The organism is Fontimonas sp. FW305-C-3, from assembly GCF_058783185.1.
In genome coordinates, this window is sequence record NZ_JBYSYK010000002.1 from 402,202 (window position 1) to 425,271 (window position 23,070).

18 protein-coding genes are annotated in these 23,070 nt (G+C 64.0%); 5 read left to right on the forward strand and 13 right to left on the reverse strand.

Annotation, left to right across the window (positions count from 1 at the left end; all coding sequences use genetic code 11):
* Positions 1–13: 13 nt before the first annotated feature.
* Genes AC3WUF_RS08050 through AC3WUF_RS08065 form a run of 4 tightly spaced genes read right to left on the reverse strand, consistent with a single transcriptional unit; the run spans position 14 to position 4,522 of the window.
* Entirely contained in the window at positions 14–832 is an 819-nt protein-coding gene (locus tag AC3WUF_RS08050) for an enoyl-CoA hydratase/isomerase family protein (protein ID WP_492425597.1), read from the reverse strand.
* On the reverse strand, positions 832–1,998 hold the full coding sequence (locus tag AC3WUF_RS08055) for an acyl-CoA dehydrogenase family protein (protein WP_492424284.1): 1,167 nt from the start codon (positions 1,996–1,998) through the stop codon (positions 832–834). The genes AC3WUF_RS08050 and AC3WUF_RS08055 overlap by 1 nt, the downstream gene beginning before the upstream one ends.
* Before the next feature lie 11 nt (positions 1,999–2,009).
* A complete protein-coding gene (locus AC3WUF_RS08060; protein ID WP_492424286.1) occupies positions 2,010–3,635 on the reverse strand; it encodes an acyl-CoA carboxylase subunit beta in 1,626 nt (541 codons plus the stop codon).
* A 23-nt stretch (positions 3,636–3,658) separates the two neighbouring features.
* Complete coding sequence (locus AC3WUF_RS08065; RefSeq protein WP_492424288.1) at positions 3,659–4,522, reverse strand: SDR family oxidoreductase; 864 nt, start codon at positions 4,520–4,522, stop codon at positions 3,659–3,661.
* Positions 4,523–4,891: 369 nt separating this feature from the next.
* On the opposite strand from AC3WUF_RS08065, the gene AC3WUF_RS08070 reads away from it, so the two are divergent.
* Complete coding sequence (locus AC3WUF_RS08070) at positions 4,892–6,076, forward strand: lipid-transfer protein (protein ID WP_492424290.1); 1,185 nt, start codon at positions 4,892–4,894, stop codon at positions 6,074–6,076.
* 106 nt (positions 6,077–6,182) lie between these two features.
* Complete coding sequence (locus AC3WUF_RS08075) at positions 6,183–9,806, forward strand: SdiA-regulated domain-containing protein (RefSeq protein WP_492424292.1); 3,624 nt, start codon at positions 6,183–6,185, stop codon at positions 9,804–9,806.
* Positions 9,807–9,869: 63 nt separating this feature from the next.
* Here the strand turns inward: AC3WUF_RS08075 and prpF are convergent, their stop codons facing one another.
* From prpF to prpB, 6 genes are read right to left on the reverse strand one after another with little or no spacing between them, the layout of a single operon-like run.
* The gene (prpF, locus tag AC3WUF_RS08080; RefSeq protein WP_492424294.1) at positions 9,870–11,063 is read right to left on the reverse strand and encodes a 2-methylaconitate cis-trans isomerase PrpF; all 1,194 of its coding nucleotides are present in this window, start codon (positions 11,061–11,063) and stop codon (positions 9,870–9,872) included.
* 25 nt (positions 11,064–11,088) lie between these two features.
* A complete protein-coding gene (locus AC3WUF_RS08085; protein WP_492424296.1) occupies positions 11,089–11,637 on the reverse strand; it encodes a 2'-5' RNA ligase family protein in 549 nt (182 codons plus the stop codon).
* A gap of 36 nt (positions 11,638–11,673) precedes the next feature.
* Positions 11,674–14,271: a Fe/S-dependent 2-methylisocitrate dehydratase AcnD gene (acnD, locus tag AC3WUF_RS08090; RefSeq protein ID WP_492424298.1), complete on the reverse strand. Its 2,598-nt coding sequence runs from the start codon at positions 14,269–14,271 to the stop codon at positions 11,674–11,676.
* Between the two features lie 60 nt (positions 14,272–14,331).
* A complete protein-coding gene (locus AC3WUF_RS08095; protein WP_492424300.1) occupies positions 14,332–14,952 on the reverse strand; it encodes a glutathione S-transferase family protein in 621 nt (206 codons plus the stop codon).
* 39 nt (positions 14,953–14,991) lie between these two features.
* Positions 14,992–16,161, reverse strand: coding sequence for a bifunctional 2-methylcitrate synthase/citrate synthase (gene prpC, locus AC3WUF_RS08100; protein ID WP_492424302.1), 1,170 nt, complete (start codon positions 16,159–16,161; stop codon positions 14,992–14,994).
* A 27-nt stretch (positions 16,162–16,188) separates the two neighbouring features.
* Complete coding sequence (prpB, locus tag AC3WUF_RS08105; protein WP_492424304.1) at positions 16,189–17,079, reverse strand: methylisocitrate lyase; 891 nt, start codon at positions 17,077–17,079, stop codon at positions 16,189–16,191.
* Positions 17,080–17,216: 137 nt separating this feature from the next.
* On the opposite strand from prpB, the gene AC3WUF_RS08110 reads away from it, so the two are divergent.
* Positions 17,217–18,494: a citrate synthase family protein gene (locus AC3WUF_RS08110; protein ID WP_492424306.1), complete on the forward strand. Its 1,278-nt coding sequence runs from the start codon at positions 17,217–17,219 to the stop codon at positions 18,492–18,494.
* An 82-nt stretch (positions 18,495–18,576) separates the two neighbouring features.
* Here the strand turns inward: AC3WUF_RS08110 and AC3WUF_RS08115 are convergent, their stop codons facing one another.
* The 3 genes from AC3WUF_RS08115 to phoB are packed head-to-tail and all read right to left on the reverse strand — an operon-like array spanning position 18,577 to position 21,018.
* On the reverse strand, positions 18,577–18,828 hold the full coding sequence (locus AC3WUF_RS08115; RefSeq protein WP_492424308.1) for a GlsB/YeaQ/YmgE family stress response membrane protein: 252 nt from the start codon (positions 18,826–18,828) through the stop codon (positions 18,577–18,579).
* Positions 18,829–18,879: 51 nt separating this feature from the next.
* Entirely contained in the window at positions 18,880–20,316 is a 1,437-nt protein-coding gene (phoR, locus tag AC3WUF_RS08120; RefSeq protein WP_492424310.1) for a phosphate regulon sensor histidine kinase PhoR, read from the reverse strand.
* A 3-nt stretch (positions 20,317–20,319) separates the two neighbouring features.
* Positions 20,320–21,018: a phosphate regulon transcriptional regulator PhoB gene (gene phoB / locus AC3WUF_RS08125; protein WP_492424312.1), complete on the reverse strand. Its 699-nt coding sequence runs from the start codon at positions 21,016–21,018 to the stop codon at positions 20,320–20,322.
* 299 nt (positions 21,019–21,317) lie between these two features.
* Here phoB and AC3WUF_RS08130 point away from each other — a divergent pair, with 299 nt between their 5' ends.
* Positions 21,318–21,914: a peroxiredoxin gene (locus tag AC3WUF_RS08130; RefSeq protein WP_492424314.1), complete on the forward strand. Its 597-nt coding sequence runs from the start codon at positions 21,318–21,320 to the stop codon at positions 21,912–21,914.
* Between the two features lie 85 nt (positions 21,915–21,999).
* Complete coding sequence (trxB, locus tag AC3WUF_RS08135; RefSeq protein WP_492424316.1) at positions 22,000–22,962, forward strand: thioredoxin-disulfide reductase; 963 nt, start codon at positions 22,000–22,002, stop codon at positions 22,960–22,962.
* The last annotated feature ends 108 nt before the right edge of the window (positions 22,963–23,070 follow it).

Sequence of the window (23,070 nt, forward strand, 5' to 3'; positions counted from 1 at the left end):
AATGTCTGTTTGCTTACTGGGCCTGCGCCCAGCGTGGCTTGCGCTTCTGCATGAATGCAGCGATGCCTTCTGGCGCCTCGCTGCCTCGCACACAGTCGGCAAAATCCTGCGCCGCGTGGTCAAGCACTGTGTCCATGTCCTGACGCTGTACAGCAAGAATGATGCGCTTGGTCACTGCATTGGCCTTCGGCGCGCAGTTGCGCACCTGCTCAAGCGTGTGCGTGAGCAAGGCCTGCAAGCTGGCTTCGTCGCCGAAGGTTTCGTGGACCAGGCCCAGCTCCAGCGCGCGAGTACCGTTGAACTGCGCGCCGGTCAGACATAGGCGACGTGCCTGCGTCAGGCCAATGCGCTCGACAACAAACGGCGCAATCTGCGCCGGCGGCAGGCCGCGAGTCGTTTCCGGCAGGCCGAACTTCGCATCGACATGCGCCAGCGCGATGTCGGACACGCAGGCGAATCCAAAACCGCCGCCAAGCACCGCGCCTTCACACACGGCGATCACGACGCACGGCAAGGCGCCCGCCTTACGCAGCATCGTGCCGAAGGCACGGGAGAATGCGACGACCGGATCAACCTCTCCCGCCGCGGGTGTCTTCAGGCCACCGGCCATCATCGACTTGAGATCCGCACCCGCGCAGAAGTGTCCGCCCGCGCCGCGCAGAACGACAGCACGCGGCGCATCGCCCGCGTTGATCGCATCGAACACCGTATTGAGCTCGGACACCATCTCAATGCTCAAGGCATTGCGCGATTCCGGCCGGTTCAGCGTCACCGACAGGACGCCGTCATCTAGGCTCAGCAGCAACGTCGATGTCCGCGGCAGCTGCATGATCAGGCGCGCTTCTTGCCGCCGAAGCCAAGGCGCTTGCTGATGATGCCGAGCATCACTTCGTCCGCACCGCCACCGATCGAATGCAGGCGCAGGTCACGATAGAACTGGCTGACCGGGTTGTCCCACATGTAGCCCTGACCGCCCCAGAACTGCAGGCAACCGTCGGCGACTTCGCGAGCGACGCGGGCCGTCTTGAGCTTGGTCATCGACGCGGTGAGCGTGACGTCGCGGCCGGCGATCAGGTCATCGGTCGCGCTGTTGAGCAGCGCGCGGCAGGCTTGCACTTCAGTCGCCATTTCCGCGAGGCGGAACTGCACGTACTGGTTGTCGATGATGGTCTGGCCGAAAGCGTTGCGCTGGCGCGTGTAGTCGGCCGTCGTGTCGATGCAGGCCTGCATCGAAGCCAGGATGCTCGCCGACAGGAACAGGCGCTCATGCTGGAACTGCTGCATCTGGTAGATGAAGCCCTTGCCTTCTTCGCCGATCAGGTGCTTGCGCGGAATGCGTACGTTATCGAAGAAGATGATCGCGGTATCCGACGAACGCTGACCGAGCTTGTCGAGCTTGGTCTTGCGGTCGATGCCTTTCGCATCAAGCGGCACGACGATCAGCGACTTGTTGCCATGGCGATTGCCCGCCACCGCTTCACCGGTGTTGACCAGCAGGCAAACCCAATCGCCCTGCGTGCCGTTGGTGATCCACATCTTCTGGCCGTTGATGACGTAGTCGTCGCCATCGCGCACGGCCGTGGTCTTGATGCCGGCGACGTCGGAACCGGCGCCCGGTTCGCTGACACCGATGCAAGCGACCATCTCGCCGGCAACGGCCGGCTTGAGATAGTTTTCCTTCAGAAAATCGCTGCCGAAGTTCGCCAGCGCCGGCGTCGCCATGTCGGTCTGCACGCCGATCGCCATCGGCACACCGCCGTTCTTGCAGTGGCCCAGCGCTTCGGAGAACGCGATCTGGTAGCTGTAATCGAGGCCCAAGCCGCCGACCGATTCCGGCTTGTTGATGCCGAGCAAACCAAGGTCGCCCATCTTCTTCAGTACTTCGCGCGCAGGCCAGATGCCGGCCTTCTCCCACTCCTCGGAGTGCGGGTTGATCTCGTTCTCGACGAAGGCCTTCGTCGTGTCGAACAGCTGCTGGTGCTCGTGTGTGTAATTCATCGTTGTAATCCTTAGAGGCGCGCGACGCCGAAGCTGTTCGGGAAGACCTGACGCGCCTTGGCTTCCTTCGTCACGGACAGGCACAGACCCAGCACTTTGCGCGTGTCGCGCGGATCGATCAGGCCGTCGTCGAACAGACGCGCAGTGGCGGCGAAGGAATGGCTTTCCTTGTCGAACTGCGCAACGACCTGGTCGTACAGCGCCTTGAGCATCTTCTCGTCGGCTTCGGACATCTGCTTGCCCTGCTTCAGCCACTTCTCGCGCGTGATGATCTCCATCACGCCGGCGGCCTGCTCGCCGCCCATCACCGAGGTGCGCGAGTTCGGCCAGGCGAAGATGAAGTGCGGGCCGAAGCCGCGACCGCACATGCCGTAGTTGCCGGCACCGAACGAGCCGCCCATCACGATCGTGATCTGCGGCACCGTTGCATTGGCCACCGCCTGGATCATCTTCGAGCCGTGCTTGACGATGCCGCCCTGCTCGCTCTCGGTGCCAACCATGTAGCCGGTCGTGTTCATCAGATAGATGATCGGGATGTTGGCCTGGCAGCACAGCTGGATGAACTGGCCGGCCTTGGTCGCGCCCTTGGTCGTGATCGGACCGTTGTTGGAGATGATGCCGACCTGATGGCCGTGCAGCACCGCGCGGCCGCAGATGGTCTGCTGGTCGTACTCGGTCTTGAAGTCGAGGAATTCCGAGCCGTCGACGAGGCGCGCGATGACTTCGCGGCAGTCGAAAGGCTTGCGGTAGTCCGGGGGCACCACGCCGCACAGCTCCTCGATGTCGTACAGCGGCGCACGCACCGGCAGCAGCTCCAGACGCGGACGCTGAGCGTTCCAGTTCAGGTTCTTGACGATCTCGCGCGCGATGCGCACGCCGTCGGTGTCGTTCTCGGCGATGAACTCGCAGGTACCGGCAACCTGACCATGCATGTCGGCGCCGCCCAAGTCCTCATCGATCGCGATTTCACCGGTCGCGGCCTTCAGCAGCGGCGGACCGGCAAGGAAGACCTTGGCGTTCTTGCGAATCATGACGACGTAATCGGACAGACCCGGCATGTACGCGCCGCCGGCCGTCGACGAACCGTGCACGACGGTGACCTGCGGAATGCCGGCTGCAGACAGGCGACACTGGTTTGCGAAAGTCTTGCCGCCGGGGATGAACACTTCGGCCTGATACAACAGATTCGCGCCACCGGATTCGATCATCGAAACGACCGGCAGCTTCTGCTGCAGCGCGATCTCCTGGATGCGCAGACCTTTCTGCACGCCCCACGGCGTCATCGTGCCGCCCTTGATCGCCGAGTTGCTCGCACTGACCATGCAGCGCACACCGGAGACATAGCCGATGCCGGTGATGTTGTTGCCACCAGCGAGCGAGCCGTCCTTGTCGTCGTGCATCTTGTAGCCGGCAAGCGTCGACAGCTCCAGCCACGGCGAGCCGCGATCGAGCATCAGGTGCACGCGCTCGCGCGGCAGGATCTGGCCACGCTCGTGATAGCGCGCGCGCTTGGTTTCTTCTTCGGCGCGGCCCTTGTCCTCGACGGCGCGCCACTGACCGATCAGGTCAAGCATGCCCTCGCGATACTGCTGGAACTGGGCGCCACCGGTGTCGACTTTCGACTCGATAACAGGCATCTGTTCGTCCTCTCAGAAATTCTTTAGCCAACCGCCTTGGGTTTGAATGCACGATGGAAGCCCTGATACGGCTTCGCATTGTTGTGATCGAGCAACGGAAACGGACCGACGCCGAGGCTCGCGCCCCCATCGATCTTGATGCAGCTGCCGGTGATGAACGCTGCGGCTTCCGACAGCAGGTAGACGATCGCCGAACTGACTTCGGCTTCCTCGGCCATGCGCTTGAGCGGAGCGAGTCCGGACAGCTTCGGAATCACTTCCTTGGCAAAGCTCGGGTCGTAGTGGTCCATGCCGCTGGATGCCACGTAGCCGGGCGCCACGGCGTTGACGCGCACGCCCGACACACCCCACTCGATCGCCGCCGTCTCGGTGAAATTGAGCATGCCCGCGCGCGCGGCACCGCTGTGACCCATGCCCGGCATGCCGCCCCACATGTCGGCAATCATGTTGACGATGGCGCCGCCGTTCTTGCGCATGCATTGCGTGTACAGCTCGCGCGCCATCAGGAAGCCGCCGGTCAGATTGCTGGCAACGACGGCGTCCCAACCTTTCTTAGAGATCGTCGCCAGGGGCATCGGATACTGGCCGCCGGCGTTGTTGACGAGCCCGTGAATCTGACCGTGCTCTTCGAGCATCTGGCGAATGTGCGCCTTCACCGCATCTTCATCACGGATATCGAAGGCATAGCTGGCGACAACACCGCCGTCTTCGCGAATCTCGGCTTCCACCGCCGCGAGTTTTTCGGACTTGCGCCCGGTGATCAGCACCTTTGCGCCGAGCGCAGCCAGCTCATGTGCCGTGCAACGGCCAATGCCCGAGCCGCCGCCGGTGACGATCACCGTCTGCCCGGCAAACAGGTCTGAGCGAAAAGCGGACTGATACGGCATCGCGCGGCTCCTCGGCATCGATGCTGCGCGGCAGCGATGCGGAAATAATTATTACCATAACTGAAGAACTCGGACTGAGTCCGATCTTCAGCGCCTCGAGTCATTGTCGACTCACCGTAGGCATTCTATGCCTACTCCGCGGTGAAGCGAGTCTTGAAAAATGAGGATATGCAGATTACCTGCATTGCTTTGTGAGTCTAACTCACCAAGCCAATAGGCGTACCATACAGCAATCCACGCGAATCGGCATCTGGTCAAACCACTGTACGGGTCAGACCCAAAAACTATCTGTTTGGGCGGGGAGTTTCGGCGCCCGAGCGGCTATCTTCGCTGCCGACATAACAACGAACCCTGAATGAGGAGAACCCCATGAGCCTGCCCGTCTGCGTCGCCGGCGTCGGCATGATTCCATTTGCCAAGCCGGGCGCCTCGGAGCACTACGCGACGATGGGCGCGTTGGCCACTCAGCTCGCGCTGCGCGATGCCGGCGTTGACTACTCGCGCATCCAGCAGGCTTACGTCGGTTATGTCTACGGAGACTCCACCAGCGGTCAGCGCGCGCTGTATGAAGTCGGCATGAGCGGTATTCCGGTCGTCAACGTCAACAACAACTGCTCGACCGGCTCGTCCGCGTTGTTCCTCGCCCGCCAGGCCGTCGCCAGCGGTGCGGTCGACTGCGTATTGGCGCTGGGCTTCGAGCAGATGCAGCCCGGCGCACTAGCGGCTCAGTATCCGGACCGCCCCAGCCCCTTCGATCGCTTCTCGGCAACCACCGACGAGCTGGTCGGCGCCGCGGAGATTCCGCTGGCGATCCGCTACTTCGGCGGCGCCGGTCTGGCGCATATGCAGGAGTTCGGCACCGAGCTCGCCACGTTCGCAAAGATTCGCGCCAAGGCAAGCCGTCATGCCGAGCACAATCCCAAAGCGATTTTCCGCAAGGTCGTCAGCGCCGACGACGTACTCACCTCCCCCGCCATCTGGCCCGGTGTCATGACACGCCTGATGGCCTGCCCGCCCACCTGCGGCGCCGCCGCTGCCGTGCTGTGCAGCGAAGACTTCGCGCGCCGCCACGGCCTGCGTCACGATGTGCGCATCACGGCGCAAGCCATGACGACCGACACCGCCGCGAGCTTCGAGGCCCGCGACATGCGCGAAGTCGTCGGCTACTCGATGGCGCGCAGCGCCGCCGAACAGGTCTATGCCACCGCCGGCATCGGCCCACAGGATATTGATGTCGTCGAGCTGCACGACTGCTTCGCGCAGAACGAACTGCTCACTTACGAAGCGCTGGGCCTGTGCAAGCGCGGCGAAGGTGAACGCTTTGTCTGCGATGGCGACAACACCTATGGGGGCAAGGTTGTCACCAATCCGTCCGGCGGCCTGCTATCGAAAGGCCACCCGCTCGGCGCCACGGGTCTCGCGCAATGCGCCGAACTCGTCGAGCAACTGCGCGGCCTCGGCGGGCAACGACAGGTTGAAGGCGCACGCACCGCGCTGCAACACAATCTGGGCATCGGCGGTGCCTGCGTGGTCACGCTGTATCAGCGCGGCTGAGGTCCGGCATCTCAATACCGGCGTCATCGGAATGACACGGCGCTGACATCCAGCGCCATTAACGTCCCGCGAGTTTTCTCCTCATAAAACTCGACGGGTGGGTCAAATGCTGGATTTCGCGCTGGGTTCCGGACGTGCGCTGCGGGTGGCCGTTGTCTCCTTGATGCTGTCGACGGGCCTTGCCGCCTGCAACACCGGCGACGGTGAAGACGGCGAACCGACGCCGAGCGCCACTGCCACGCCAACCCTCGGCGCGACGCCGAGCAGCGAACCGACCGCGACGCCAACCGTGGCACCAACGGCAACACCGAGCAACGGCGTCACGCCGACGCCAGGGCCGACGGCCACGCCGACGCCGAGCAGCCAGCCGACGGCAACGCCGAGCGCGACACCCAGCAGCAGTCCCACCGCGCCCCCCACCGCCACACCGACGGCCGCGCCGACGAGCACACCGACATCCGCGCCGACGGCGACACCGCTGCCGGCACCGGCGCTGTCGTTTGTCCCGCCCGGCCAGTCTCTGGATCTGCCGAACTACACGCTCACCGCGCAGTACGATTTGCCGGTGGGCACCGGCGCCAACAAGCTCGCCGCCGAGACCTCGGCCGTCACCTACAACCGCGACAACGGCAATCTCTTCATCATCGGCGACGAAGGCACGGCAGTGGTCGAAGTCACGAAAACCGGCACCTTGGTCGGCAGCATGCAGTTCGCCACGGCACTCGACGATCCTGAAGGCATTGCCTGGGTCGACGGCAACCAGTTCGTGGTCGCCGAGGAGCGCATTCGCACAATCAAGCGCTTTGCCTACACGGACGGCACGATCATTTCCGCCGGCGCGATCAACTCGGTCACGATCGGCACGACGATCGACAACATCGGCCTCGAAGGTGTCAGCTATGACCCGCTCACCGAGGGCTATGCGCTGGTCAAGGAAAAAGACCCCCTTGGCCTGTTCCTGACCGACATCGATTTCGGCGCCGGCACCGCGAGCAATGGCTCGCCGGGGACAGTCAACTCGACGAACCTGTTCGACCCGGCACTGGCCGGCGTCACCGATTTCTCCGATATCTATGTCCTCGCCAACACTTTGCCGCCGCTTGCGCAAGATATTGAAGACCTGCTGGTTGTCGGCCAGGAGAACGGCGTGCTGTTGAAGATGGATCGCAGCGGCAATATTCGCAGCCGCTTGAATATCGGCATCCCGGCTCAGCATGAGGGCGTTGCCGCCGACGAGAACAACGTCATCTATCTGTCCAACGAACTCGGCGGCGGCAACGGCAAGCCGCAACTCTGGGTTTACGAACCGACCACCAGCGCGACCGCGGTCGGCATCGGCAGCCGCCTGTTCCTCACTTTCCCGGTCAACGTTGTCGCCGGCACCGGCAGCATCACGCTGAGCAACGGCGCTGGCGACACGCGCACGATCCCGGTCGGCGACACGACGCAGATCACTTTCGGCGGCCGCACCGTGACCGTCGACCTGGCGACGGATCTTGTGCCGGGCGCGACGTATACCGTCAACGGCCCGGCCGGGCTTATCCGCGCAGCGACTGGCAGCGCCCGCTCCAACGCAATCAGCGCCGGCTTCCAGACGCGTGGCGACAGCCTCGCGCCGAAACTGCTTTCGACCGTGCCGGCCGACAATGCCGGCGGCATCGTCAGCAGCCGCATCGCGCTGACGTTCAATGAGAACGTGCGCGCCGGCACCGGCAACATCGTCATCTCCGACGGCACGTCGGACACGCGGACGATTCCGGTTGGCGACACGACGCAGGTGACCATCACCGGCGCGACGGTCGAGATCAATCCGACGCTCGCGCTCAATTCCCTGACGGCCTACAACGTGCAGATGGTGGCTGGCGTCATCGAAGATCTCGCCGGCAACGACTACGCCGGCCTGACGACCGCAACGGCGTTCAACTTCACGACCGCGACCATCGGCGGCGCGCCGCCGACAACGCTGAACGCCGGCGACCTGCTGTTCATGGGTATCAACGGCGATCCGACCGACGCGATCGCCTTCGTGCTGCTCGTCGATATCACCGCAGGCACGCAGATCCACTTCACCGACAAGGACTACAGCGCGACCGCGCCGAACTGGCCGACGAACGAATCCGCCTATACCTGGACCGCCGATGTCGACTATGACGCCGGCACGATCGTGACGATCCAGACCGATCCGCTGGTCAGCGATCTTGGTTCCGTGAACGGCGTAGCCGGCGGTGTCGGGACCGGCTCGGAAACCTACTACGCCTTCCAGGGCACGATCACCAACGCCGGCACGGGCGACATCACTGTCGATCGCTTCCTGGCGCTGATCTACATCGGCACCGGACTGTCCGGCGCTTATCCTCAGGAAATCATCGACGCCGATGCCGATATCTACCTGGGGACCGAAGACAACTGGAAGTACGGCGGCTCTCTGGACCGCACGAACCTCAACGCGTTTGCCGCACTCGTGCGTGACACCGCGAACTGGGGCAGCAACGACACAACGGCCTATCCGCTGCCGGGCGGCAGCATGTTCGGCACCGCGCCACCGGTGACCGGAACGGTGCTCGACGCCGGCGACATTTTGTTCATGGGCCTCAACTCCTCCGGCTCCACGACAGAAGCCTTTGCCTTCGTGCTGCTCAAGGACATCGAGGCGACGACGAAGATTCAGTTCACCGACAAGAACTACACGAACGGCGCGACGACGTTCCCGACGAACGAAGGTGCATTCACCTGGACCGCGGACGTCGACTATCCGGCCGGCACGATCGTGACGATCCAGCCGAGCGTGACGCCGATCGCCACCGATCTCGGCACGGTCGGCGGCACCGGCGGTGGTGTCGGCGGTTCCGAGACCTACTATGCCTTCCAGGGCACGATCACCAACGCGGCGACCGGCGACATCACCGTCGACCGCTTCCTTGCGAGCATCAGCATCAACGGCGGCGAAAGCGATATTCCGGCCACGCTGACGACGGCCACTGCCGCACTGAGCCTCACCGGCAACAACGTCAGGTATGCGGGCAGTCTGGATCGACACAATCCGGCGGCCCTTGCCAACCTCACGTCCGCCGTCCGCGTCACCAGCAACTGGCAGAGCAGCAGCAGTGCCCTGCCGTTCTTTGCCGGCCATCTGTTCGGCGGCAGCGATCTGAGCGAAGGCGGTGTTCTGTTCATGGCGGCGAACTCCGACAACAATGCGCCGAACAACGATGCATTTGCCTTCGTGCTGACCCAAGCGGTCGTTGCCGGCACCGAGATCGGCTTCACCGACAAGGACTACATCATCGGCGCGGCCTTCCCGCTCAACGAAGCCGGCTTCATCTGGACGGCGGACGTCGCCTATCCGGCTGGCACGATCGTCACCGTCCGCGCGGACGCGTTTGCGGTCGACAAGGGCACGCTTTACGGCGTCGGCGGCGGCCTGGGCAACGGCGAGACCTACTACGCCTTCAAGGGTCAGGTCATCAACCCCGATACCGGCGGTCTGATCGTGTACCGCTTCCTCGCCGCGATCCACATCGCGAGCGCCACCGCAAACGGCGATATCCCGCCCGCCTTAACCTCGGTCGGTGCATCGATTTCGTTCGCGCTCGACAATGCGAAGTACAACGGCTCACTTGATCAGAATACTGACTTCGCCGCGTTTATCGCCCGCGTCAAGGATCCGGCGCAGTGGGCTTCTGACGATACCGCGCTCTATCCGCTCACCGGCGGCAGCTTCTTCCCCTGAGACTGAACATCGCCCAAGAAAAAGCCCGGCATCTGCCGGGCTTTTTCATTCGCGGGATCGACGCTAGAACGCGTCGCCCGGCACGCGCACCCAGCCTTCCATCAGCACGCGCGCGGAGCGCGACATGATGGCTTTCTTGACGACCCACTGACCGTTCTCCTGCACCGCGGCCGCACCGACGCGCAGCGTGCCGGACGGATGGCCGAAGCGCACCGCTTCGCGCGCACTGCCACCGGCGGCGATATTCACCAGCGTGCCGGGAATCGCCGCGGCAGTACCGATCGCAACTGCCGCGGTTCCCATCATCGCGTGATGCAGCTTGCCCATCGACAAGGCGCGCACGTTGAGGTCGATCTCGCTGGCCTTGATCTGCTTGCCGCTGGACGAGATGTAGTCGGTCGGCGGCGCCACGAACGCCACCTTCGGCGTGTGCTGGCGCTTGGCCGCTTCGCCGACATCCTTGATCAGCCCCATGCGCAGCGCACCGTAGGCGCGGATCGTCTCGAACCTTGCCAGCGCCTCAGGCTGGGTATTGATCGCCTCGCGCAGCTCGGTGCCGCTGTAACCGATCTCGGCCGCATTGATGAACACGGTCGGGATGCCGGCGTTGATCATCGTCGCCTTCAGCGTGCCGATGCCCGGCACTTCGAGATCGTCGACCAGATTGCCGGTCGGGAACATCGAACCGCCCCCATCGCCATCGCCCTCGTCGGCCGGATCGAGAAACTCGATCTGCACTTCGGCGGCCGGGAACGTTACGCCATCCAGTTCAAAGTCGCCGGTTTCCTGCACCGCGCCGTTGGTGATCGGCACGTGGGCGATGATGGTCTTGTTGATCTGCGTCTGCCAGATGCGCACGGTGCAGATGCCGTTCTGCGGAATGCGCGCGGCATCGACGAGGCCGTTGCTGATTGCGAACGAGCCGACGGCCGCGGTCAGGTTGCCGCAATTGCCGGACCAATCGACGAAGGCCTTGTCGATCGAAACCTGACCGAACATGTAGTCGACGTCGTGATCCGCCTTCTTGCTCTTGGCGAGAATTACCGTCTTCGACGTCGACGACGTCGCGCCGCCCATGCCGTCAATCTGCGCGCCATACGGATCCGGCGAACCGATCACGCGCAGCAGCAACTTGTCGCGCGCTTCGCCGGCGACCTGGCAGCGCTCGGGCAGATCGGTGAGCTTGAAGAACACACCCTTGCTGGTACCGCCGCGGACGTAGGTCGCCGGAATCTTGATCTGGGGTTGATGGCTCATGAAGATTTACTCTCGATCGTTCGGTTCAGTGCAGCAGATTCAATTGGACGGCAGCGGCTGGCGGTAGCGCCAGCGACCAGCGCTGCAGCACTTCGTATCGGTAAGGGCGGCCGCCGCCGCGGACGAGCATGAACTCGTCGATCTTCCATTCGATCGGTTCGATGAACAGAGACGACAACGGCTCGGGCGCCTGGTAAGACACCGTCACATGCGGACTGTGCCCGACGACGTCGCTGCAACCCTCGGACTCGAGCGCCGCGCGAATCGCCGTCAGCAGCTCGACAAACCCCTTGGGCTTGCCGCGTGCCAGAAAAGCCCAGTGGATACCGAGCGGTCCGCCGCCGCTGCCGTTTATGCGGTTCAGCGTCATCGTGAACGCGGTTGCGCTCGCCGCAACTCTTTCGCCCACACGCAGCAAGGCTTGCCGGGTATCGCTGCAATCCGTGTAGCGTCCCGACAGCGATTGATGCCAATTTTCCGATGCGAACTTGCGGTCACCCAATCGCTGCTGAAGACCGCTGCTGACAAGCGCCTGCTCCATCTTCCCGCGCACCGGCGATGAAGCCAGTGCCATCAGAATGAGTCCGCCCGCCGTCATCGCCGCATCGCCTCAAGCCGCCTTGTTCGACGCCAGGAAATCCATCGCAAAGCGCTGCAGCACGCCTCCGGCCTGATAGACGAGCACTTCCTCGTCGGAATCCAGGCGGCAGGTCATCGGCACTTCGAGCTTCTCGCCGTTCTTGCGGGTGATCACCAGCGTCAGCGTCGTGCGCGGCGCGAGCTTGCCGGTCACATCAAAGGTCTCCGTGCCGTCGATACCGAGCGTCAGTCGCGTCGTGCCCGGCTTGAACTCCAGCGGCAGCACGCCCATGCCGATCAGGTTGGTGCGGTGAATGCGCTCGAAACCCTCGGCCGCGATCACTTCGACACCGGCGAGGCGCACGCCCTTCGCCGCCCAGTCGCGCGACGAACCCTGACCGTAGTCGGCACCCGCGACGATGATCAGCGGCTGCTTGCGCTCCATGTAGGTTTCGATCGCTTCCCACATGCGCGTGATCTTGCCTTCCGGCTCGATGCGGGCGAGCGAACCCTTCTTGACCTTGCCGTCGACGACGACCATCTCGTTGATCAGCTGCGGGTTCGCAAACGTCGCGCGCTGCGCGGTCAGGTGATCGCCGCGGTGCGTCGCGTAGGAATTGAAGTCCTCTTCCGGCAGACCCATCTTGTGCAGGTACTCACCGGCCGCGGAATCCATCAGGATCGCATTCGACGGCGACAGGTGATCGGTCGTGATGTTGTCCGGCAGCACCGCGAGCGGACGCAGGCCCTTGAGCGTGCGCTCGCCAGCCAGCGCGCCTTCCCAGTACGGTGGACGGCGGATGTAGGTACTCTGGCCGCGCCAGTCGTACAGCGGGCTGATCTTCTCCCCGTTGTCGGCTTCCTTGCGGAACATCGGCTCGTAGACCGCGCGGAACTGCGTCGGGTTGACGCTGCTCGCGACGACGGCGTCGATCTCTTCGTCGGTCGGCCAGATGTCCTTCAGCGTCACTGGCTTGCCGCTCTTGTCGAGGCCCAGCACGTCCTTCTCGATGTCGAAACGCACGGTGCCGGCAATCGCGTAGGCGACGACCAGCGGCGGCGATGCGAGAAACGCCTGCTTCGCATACGGATGGATACGGCCGTCGAAGTTGCGGTTGCCGGACAGCACGGCCGTCGCGTACAGGTCTCTATCAATGATTTCCTGCTGGATCTTCGGATCGAGCGCGCCGGACATGCCGTTGCAGGTCGTGCAGGCGAAGGCAACGACGCCGAAGCCGAGTGCTTCGAGATCGCCGAGCAGCTTCGCTTCCTTCAGATAGCTCTCGACGACCTTCGATCCCGGCGCGAGCGAGGACTTCACCCAGGGCTTGCGCGTCAGACCGGCGCGGTTCGCATTGCGTGCGAGCAGGCCGGCGGCGATGACGTTGCGCGGATTGGAAGTGTTTGTGCAGCTGGTGATCGCGGCGATGATCACCGCGCCATCCGGCATCTTGCCGTCAGCCGGCAATTCCCAAGGCGCTGCGATGCCACGCTCGGCGAGCGCCGAGGTCGGCAGACGCTTGTGCGGATTCGACGGGCCGGCCATGTTGCGCACGACGGTCGACAGATCGAACTTCAGCGTGCGCTCGTACTCGGCGGTCTTCAGATCGTTAGCCCACAGGCCGGCGTGCTTCGCGTAGGTCTCGACCAGCTTGACCTGCTCGTCGCTGCGGCCGGTCAGCTTCAGGTAGTCGATCGTGTTCTTGTCGATGAAGAACATCGCCGCCGTCGCGCCGTACTCCGGCGCCATGTTGGAAATCGTCGCGCGGTCGCCCAAGGTGAGCGCCGCAGCACCTTCGCCGCGGAATTCGAGATAGTGGCCGACAACCTTTTCCTTGCGCAGGAACTCGGTCAGCGCGAGCACGACGTCCGTTGCGGTGATGCCCGGCTGCGGCTTGCCGCTCAATTCAACGCCAGTAATGTCCGGCAGGCGCATCCACGACGCGCGACCGAGCATGACGTTCTCGGCTTCGAGACCACCGACGCCGATCGCGATCACGCCGAGCGCATCGACGTGCGGCGTGTGCGAGTCGGTGCCGACGCAGGTATCCGGGAACGCAACGCCGTCCTGCGTGTACACCACCGGCGACATCCGCTCCAGATTGATCTGGTGCATGATGCCGTTGCCCGGCGGAATGACCTCCATGTTCTCGAAGGCCTTCTTCGTCCAGTTGATGAAGTGGAAGCGATCATCGTTGCGGCGGTCTTCGACCGCACGATTCTTCGCGAATGCATCTTTCTCGAAACCGCCGTGCTCGACCGCCAGCGAGTGATCGACGATCAGCTGCACCGGCACCACCGGATTCACTTTCGCCGGATCGCCGCCCATGTCGGCAATCGCGTCACGCAGACCGGCGAGATCGACGAGCGCGGTCTGGCCGAGGATGTCGTGGCACACCACACGCACCGGGAACCACGGGAAGTCTAGATCGCGCTTGCGCTCGATCAGCTGGCCCAGATAGGCCTTGACCTTCGCCGGCTCGCCCTTGCGTACGAGATTCTCGGCGTGGACGCGTGCGGTATACGACAACTTGGCGTAGGCGCCGGGCTGGATCGCGTCGACGGCTTCACGCGCGTCGAAATAATCGAGTTTGGTGCCGGGAAGGTTCTTGCGGTGTGCGGTGTTCATGGGTTCTCTTCGTGGTTCCGGGGCTTGACGCCCTTCACTGCGTAGCGGACGCGGCGCGTCTCAGGATTTCTTGGGGATCAATGCGTCGTCGATCTGTCGCGCACGCACGGCTGCGGGGCGATCCTTGATGCCGTTCCAGTAGGTTTCGAAGGCCGGGCGCTTTTCGATGCTGCCGAACTGCAGGCCCCAGCCGATCTGCGAGCCGAAATACACATCGGCCGCCGTGAAGTGTTCGCCGGCGACATAGCGCTTGCCGCTCACTGCGACTTCCAGCGCATCCATCACAGCCTCGTAGCTGCCATAGCCGACCATGCCGCGCTTCTCCGGCGGCACCGCGACGCTCAGCGAGCGATTGGTGACCGCCGCTTCGACCGGGCCAGCGGCGAAGAACATCCAGCGGTAGTAGTCGCCGCGCGCCTCGGGCGCCGGCAGCAGGCCGGCCTGCGGAAACGTCTCTGCGAGATACGCGCAGATCGCCGCGCACTCCGTCACCACCGTCTTGCCGTGTCGGATCGTCGGCACCTTGCCCATCGGGTTGATGGCAAGAAACTCCGGCGACTTGGCACTGGTGGAAAAATCGAGCAGCGTGGTCTGGTACGGCTGGCCGACCTCCTCCAGCATCCAGCGAACGATACGACCGCGCGACATGGGGTTGCTGTAGAAGTGGAGGTCGGCCGTCATGGTCTCTTCCGGTGGTTCAGTACTGGAACTTGAGGGCGCTTACTTGCGATCCTTGATCGGCACAAACTTCAGATCTTCCGGACCGACGTAGTTGGCGCTCGGGCGGATGATCTTGCCGTCGATGCGCTGCTCGATGATGTGCGCGCTCCAGCCGGAGGTGCGGGCGATCACGAACAGCGGCGTGAACATGTCGGTCGGCACGCCCATCACGTTGTAGCTGACGGCGCTGAACCAATCGAGGTTCGGGAACATCTTCTTGATGTCCCACATCACCGTCTCGAGGCGCTCGGCGATATCGAACATCTTCGTGCTGCCGGCTTCCTTCGACAGATCCTTGGCGACCTGCTTGATGACCTTGTTGCGCGGATCGCTGACCGTATAAACCGGGTGGCCGAAGCCGATGACGACTTCCTTCTTCTCGACGCGGGCCTTGATGTCGGCTTCCGCTTCATCCGGCGTGTCGTAGCGCTGCTGGATCTCGAACGCGACTTCGTTGGCGCCGCCGTGCTTCGGGCCGCGCAGCGCGCCGATGCCGCCGCAGATTGCCGAGTACATGTCGGAGCCGGTGCCGGCAACGACGCGCGTCGTGAACGTCGAGGCATTGAACTCATGCTCGGCGTACAGCACCAGCGAGGTGTGCATCGCCTTGACCCACGAGGCCTTCGGCTTTTCGCCATGCAGCAGGTGCAGGAAGTGGCCGCCGATCGAATCTTCATCCGACTCGTCGACTTCGATGACCTTGCCGTTGTAGGCGAAGTGATACCAGTACAGCAGCATCGAACCGAGCGAGGCCATCAGCTTGTCGGCGATGTCGCGCGCGCCGGCATGGTTGTGGTCGTCCTTCTCCGGCTTGACGCAGCCGAGCACCGAGACGCCGGTGCGCATGACGTCCATCGGATGCGCCGACGGCGGCAGCTGTTCGAGCGCGGTCTTGACCGCGGCCGGCAGGCCGCGCAGCGACTTGAGCTTGATCTTGTAGGCCTTCAGCTCGGCGACGGTCGGCAGCTTGCCGTGCACGAGCAAGTGCGCGATTTCCTCGAACTCGCAGGCCGCGGCGACATCGAGAATGTCGTAGCCGCGATAGTGCAGGTCGTTGCCGGTGCGGCCGACCGTGCACAGCGCCGTGTTGCCGGCGGCGGTGCCGGACAGGGCAACGGACTTCTTGGGCTTGAACGCGCCAGCCGGAGCTGCGGGGGTTGCTTCAGACATGTGCTCTCCTGAGGTCTCTGATTTGGCTTACTGCTTCTTGGCCGCGAACAGTGCGTCGAGCTTCTGCTCGAACGCGTGATAGCCGATGGCGTCGTACAGCTCCATGCGGGTCTGCATCGTATCGATCACGCTCTTCTGCGTGCCTTCGTTGCGGATCGCAGTGTAGACGTTCAGCGCTGCCTTGTTCGCGGCACGGAAGGCCGACAGCGGGAACAACTGGATGGCGGCGCCCACCGAGGCCAGCTCGTCGCGGGTGAACAGCGGCGTCGCACCGAATTCGGTGATGTTCGCCAGCACCGGCACCTTGACGGCCTCGACGAAGCGCTTGTACGTCGGCAGATCGTAGGCGGCCTCGGCGAAGATGCCGTCGGCACCGGCTTCGACGCAGGCGATCGCACGCTCGATCGCCGCATCGACACCCTCGACCTGGATCGCATCGGTGCGGGCGATGATGAAGAAGTCTGGATCGGTCTTGGCGTTGGCGGCGGCCTTGACGCGGTCGACCATCTCGCCCTGCGTGACGATCTCCTTGCCCGGGCGGTGACCGCAGCGCTTCGCGCCAACCTGATCCTCGATGTGGCAAGCGGCCGCGCCGGCCTTGATCAGCGACTTGACGGTGCGTTCGATGTTGAACGCGCTGGGGCCGAAGCCGGTGTCGATGTCGACCAGCAGCGGCAGGTCGCAGACGTCGGTGATGCGCCGCGTGTCGGTCAACACATCGTCCATCGTGTTGATGCCCAGGTCCGGCAGACCGAGCGAGCCAGCGGCGACACCGCCACCCGACAGGTAGATCGCCTTGAAGCCGGCGCGCTTGGCGAGCAGCGCATGGTTGGCGTTGATCGCGCCGATGACCTGCAGGGGCTTTTCGGTGGCCAGCGCGGCACGGAAGCGGGCGCCGGCGGAAGAGGAACTGCTCATCGGAACTCTCCTGGAAACTGGCCCATGCTCATGCAGCGCCATGGGAACAGTGTGATCTTGGTGCGACACTGTGGCAGCAAGCTATCTATTGATCAATCTTGATTGAAAGACTCAATATATTCGCGCAATATATCCCCATGACCTCTCCGACCCGAGCTGGCGACTACATCAGCGCCAAGGAAGCCGCCAACCGGCTCGGCGTCAGCATGGCCACGCTCTATGCCTACGTCAGCCGCGGCCTCGTGCACTCGCGGCCGGGTGACGATCCGCGCCGCCGGCTCTACCGCGCGCAGGACATCGAGCGCCTGATCGAGCGACGCGACGTCGGCCGCAGTGCCGCCCAAGGCGCCGCGCACAGCCTCGCCTGGGGCTTGCCGGTGCTGGAGACGCGGGTATCGCTGATCCGCGCCGAAGGCCATTACTACCGCGGCCGCGCCGTCGCCGACCTGGTGGCCGCCGGCTACGGCCTCGAGGACGCCGCGCGCCTGCTATGGGACTGCGGAGATCGCGATCCGTTCGCGACACCGCCCGCGACGACCTGGCCCGCGGCGGTGCGCCGCCTGGCCGCCGACGCGAGCCTGCCCGTGCTCGAACGCACCGCCGCGGCGCTGCCGCTGCTGGCCTTGAGCTCGCTGCGCGATCTGTCCGCCGACCCGGCGCGGCGCCGCGACAGCGCCGCCAACCTGCTGCGCCAGACCGTCGCACTGCTCGCCGGCATCACGCCGGATGCGCGGCCCGCGCACGTCGTGCTCGCCCAGGCCTGGCGTCCGCAGGACAACACCCTGCCCGACCTGATCCGCACCGCGCTGGTGCTGTGCGCGGATCACGAACTCAATGCCTCGGCCTTCGCCGCCCGCGTCGTCGCCTCGACCGGCGCGAGCCTGCATGGCGCCGTTGCCGCCGGACTCGCCGCCCTGTCCGGCCCCGCGCACGGCGGTGCGACCGGGCGCGCCTACGAATTCATCCAGGACGCGTTGCGTGCGGAAAGTCCGCAGCGTCATGTGCTGGCCTGCCTGCAACGCGGCGAACAGCTGCCGACCTTCGGCCACCCGCTCTATCCCGCCGGCGATCCGCGCGCGACGCTGCTGCTGCGCCAGCTCGAAGCGGTGCGGCCACGCCCGCCGCGGTTGACGCGCGTGCGCCAGCTGCTCGACGCCGCGGGCGAGGCCACCGGACAAGCACCGAGCACCGACTTCGCGCTCGCCGCGCTCGCCGATGTCTACGAGTTGGGGGCAGAAGCCGGCCTGATCCTGTTCGCCGCCGGGCGCGCCGCCGGCTGGCTGGCGCATGCGCTTGAACAACAAGCCGACGGCGGACTGATCCGCCCGCGCGCGAGCTATGTCGGCATCGCACCGGCGGATCCGGCACCCGAGCATCCGCCGCGCCGGCGCGCGCCCCGATCGACCAGCCCCTGATTCAACGCAGAGATTCAGCGCAGAATTGCAGCGGCAAAGAAAAAAAGGCAGCCGAAGCTGCCTTCCTGCATCGTTGGAACGCCTAGGTCTTCCTGATCAGGCGATACAGAACCAGTACGACCATCGCGCCGCCGGTGGCAACGAGAATGCCCTGGACGGTGAAGCCGTTGAAGCTGGCAATGCCCAGCTTGGTCCCGATCCAGCCGCCGACAAAGGCGCCGGCAATGCCCAGAACGATCGTGATGATGAATCCGCCCGGATCACGGCCCGGCATGATCATCTTCGCGAACACGCCCGCAATCAGGCCCAGCACTATCCATGAAATGATGCCCATCGATTTCTCCCTTTGGTCGCTGCTTCCTGCAGCGGTTTTACCCTACCCGATTCAGGCCGGGCTTGTCGCCGCTACCAAGGTCACGCGATGGGGCGGGAAGATGCAACGGAAGGTCGTGCCGACACCGATCTCGCTTTCGATTTCCATCCGCGCGTCGAAGGACTCGATCGCATGCTTGACGATCGACAACCCCAGACCGGTGCCGCCGCTGGCACGTGAACGGCCCACGTCGACGCGATAGAAGCGCTCTGTGAGGCGCGGAATGTCTTTCTGCGCAATGCCGATGCCGGTATCGGCAACGCTGAAGCAGGCCCCGTCGATGACCTTTTCCCAGGTCACGCGGATCGTGCCGCCCGGCGGCGTATAGCGCACCGCGTTGGTGACGAGATTGGCGAAGATGCTGTGCAGTTCCGTTTCGCCGCCGAGCAAGCTCAGCGTCGGATCGACCTTGGTCTCGATGCGGTGCTGGGCCTTCGACAACTGCCGCGCATCTTCCGCAACGCGCTGCATCAGACCCGGCACATCCAGCGGCTCGTCGCGCATCTGCGTACGGCTGGATTCCAGGCGTGCAAGCTTGAGCATGTCGTTGACCAGCGCTTCCATGCGCAGCGTCTGATTGCGCATCTCCATCAGCGGCGACTGCCAGGGTGCGAGCGGACCGGTGAGGCCCTGCGTGGACTGCGCGTCCATTTCCATCAGATCCAGATAGCCGCGCAAAACCGTCAGCGGCGTACGCAGTTCATGCGAAGCATTGGCGACGAAGTCCCGCCGCGCCGCATCGAGCATCAGGCGATCGGACACATCGCGGACAATCAGCAGCAGCTGACCGCGGCCGTAACGAATGGCGCGCAATGAAAGCGTCTTGGCGCCGTTGACCGGCGACGTCACCTCGACCTCGCCATCGAACTGACCGCGTTCGAAGTACTCGGTGAAAGCCGGGCTGCGGACCAGATTGGGCACCCGGATGCCGATGTCCTGCGCCTGGCGCAAGCCGAGCAGCTGCCGTGCGGCGCTGTTGAACCATGCGATCTCGCCGCGCGGCTCAAGAACGACGGCGCCATCGGGCAGTGCCGCCGTCGAGGCCTGGAATTCGGCCAGCATCGCGGTCAGCTTCTTTTTCTTTTTGCGATTCTTGCGCTGCAGGTCGATCAGGCCGTCGAACACGGCACCCCACAGGCCTTCCGATTCAGGCAGCTGATAGTTTTTCGGCCGATACAGCCATAGCCGCAGATGAATCAGGTGGCGCAGGTTGAGCAGCAGACACAACAGCAGCGCCACGCCGATTCCGACCTGCGGATATTCGAGCATCCAGCCGATACCGCCACCGACGAGCGCATACAGCGCAATCTTCAGCAGCTCGACACGCCACAGCCGCCAGCGCGTGCCGCTCGGAATCGTGTCGTTATCGGCATCGGCGCCCTGCGCCGCCGACGGCAGCTTGCCGTCGCCTTCCGCCAGCGACTGCATGACCTCCGGCGGATTGCTCATCCTTTAATGCTTGTCGGAAAAGCGATACCCGGACCCGCGAACGGTCTGGATCATCTCGTCGTAGCCGAAGGGTTCCAGCGCCTTGCGCAGACGGCGGATATGCACGTCGACCGTGCGTTCCTCTACATAGACGTTCTGACCCCAGACGCGGTCCAGCACCTGTTCGCGGCTGTAGACGCGTTCCGGATGGCTGACGAAGAAATGCAGCAGACGGTATTCGGTCGGGCCGAGCTTGACCGCCTTGCCCTGCGCGGTGACGCGCTGGCTGGCGGAGTCGACCTCCAGGCCGCTGACCGACACCCGCTCCTCAACGCCGCCCGGCAGCGAACGGCGCAGGACCGCCTGGATGCGCGCGATCAGTTCAGGATAGGAAAACGGCTTGGACACGTAATCGTCACAGCCGACATTCAGGCCGCGGACCTTGTCCTCTTCCTCGGCGCGGGCGGTGACCATGATCACCGGGATATCCTTGGTCGTGGGCTGGGCCTTCAGCTCGCGCGTCAGTTCGACGCCGGACATGCCGGGCATCATCCAGTCCATCAGGATCAGGTCTGGCCGTTCGTCAGCGATGCGCAGACGGGCGGCTTGGGCAGATTCGGCATCCATGACGCGGAACTCGGCGCGCGTGAGCGCAAACCGCAGCAGTTCGCGGATCGGAGCTTCATCTTCGACAACGAGGATCAATTTCCCCTGCATGCTCATACTCTCATTAGAAATCACGCGAAGGATATGAACAACCGATGACAGCTCTGTGACAATGTTCAGCGTCAAATTCAGGTCAGATTGCAGACCGCGGCATGGCCGATGACGCTGTCATCATCGCTGAAACCTGAACCTGCCACGATGAACAGCCATATTGGCAAAGCCTATTGCCCCTATCAATAAATATGCTTTGACCTATCGGCCTTCGCTTCGTAGGATGGCCGCCGTTCCTGGAGCGATCGACCGGTCGCCCAGATGCCCTCAGAAAGCTTTGTACACGCAACCCAAAGGACTTAGACATGAGCTCACTGGTCAACCGCCCCGCCCCGGATTTCAAGGCCACCGCCGTGCTTGGCGATGGCACGTTCAAGGACATCAAGCTGTCCGATTACAAGGGCAAGTACGTCATCCTGTTCTTCTACCCGCTCGACTTCACGTTCGTCTGCCCGTCGGAAATCATTGCCCACGACCATCGCGTCAAGGAATTTGAAGCCCGCGGCGTACAGGTGCTCGGCGTGTCGATCGACAGCCACTTCTCGCACTTCGCCTGGCGCAACACGCCGGTCGACAAGGGCGGCATCGGCCAGATCAAGTTCCCGCTGGTCGCCGACGTCAACCACGAGATCACCCGCGCCTACGGTGTCGAGCACCAGGACAGCGTTGCGTTCCGCGCCACGTTCCTGATCGACAAGGCCGGCATCGTGCAGAGCGCCACGGTCAACAACCTGCCGCTCGGCCGCAACGTCGACGAAGCGCTGCGCCTGGTCGACGCCCTGCAGTTCACCGAAGCCCACGGCGAAGTCTGCCCGGCTGGTTGGAAGAAGGGCGACTCCGGCATGAAGGCAACTGCCGAAGGCGTGGCCGACTACCTCGCGAAGAACGCCGCCAAGCTGTAATTCATCGGTACCAAGTGGCAACTCTGGGGCCGGGCAACCGGCCCCAGACGTCTCTACCTCAGGAAACTCAGAGAAGAATCCGAAAATGAGCACCCAGCACCTGCCCCTCATCATTCTCGGCTCCGGTCCGGCCGGCTACACCGCAGCGGTCTACGCGGCGCGCGCCAACCTCAAGCCGACGATGATCACCGGCCTGGAAGTCGGCGGTCAGCTGATGACGACGACCGAGGTCGACAACTGGCCGGGCGACGTCGAAGGCCTGATGGGCCCCGATCTGATGACGCGCATGCAGAAGCATGCCGAACGCTTTGACACCAAGCTGATCTACGACCACATCCAGTCGGTCAACCTCCAGCAGAAGCCTTTCCTGCTCAAGGGCGACCAGGGTGAATACACCTGCGATGCGCTGATCATCACCACCGGCGCCAGTGCACGGTATCTGGGCCTCGATAGCGAAACCGCGTTCCGCGGCAAGGGCGTGTCGGCCTGCGCGACCTGCGACGGCTTCTTCTACAAAGGCCAGGAAGTGGCGGTCATCGGCGGCGGCAACACCGCGGTCGAGGAAGCGCTGTATCTGTCGAACATCGCCAGCAAGGTGACGCTGGTGCATCGCCGCAACTCGCTCAAGGGCGAGAAGATCCTGCACGACAAGCTGTTCAAGCGTCAGGCCGAAGGCAAGGTCGAGATCATCTGGGACAGCACGCTCGACGAAGTGCTCGGCGACCCGATGGGCGTCACCGGCATGCGCGTCAAGAACGTCAAGAACGGCGAGACCCGTGAGATTGCACTCAAGGGCGTGTTCATCGCGATCGGCCACACGCCGAACACCGGCATCTTCGAAGGTCAGCTCGACATGAAGGGCGGCTACATCAAGGTGAAGTCCGGCTCCGACGGCGATGCGACGGCGACCAGCATCCCCGGCGTGTTTGCCGCCGGCGATGTCATGGATCATGTCTATCGTCAGGCGATCACCTCGGCCGGCACCGGCTGCCAGGCGGCGCTCGACGCAGAGCGTTATCTGGACAAGCTGGCCGAAAGCGCCAAGTAAACGCCAAGCTGTCATTCGAAAGCCCCTGCCGGTTGCCGTCAGGGGCTTTTTTGTAGCCACCGTGCAATACACGCCGGGCCGAATTCCGGCGACAATCCGTCATCGGTC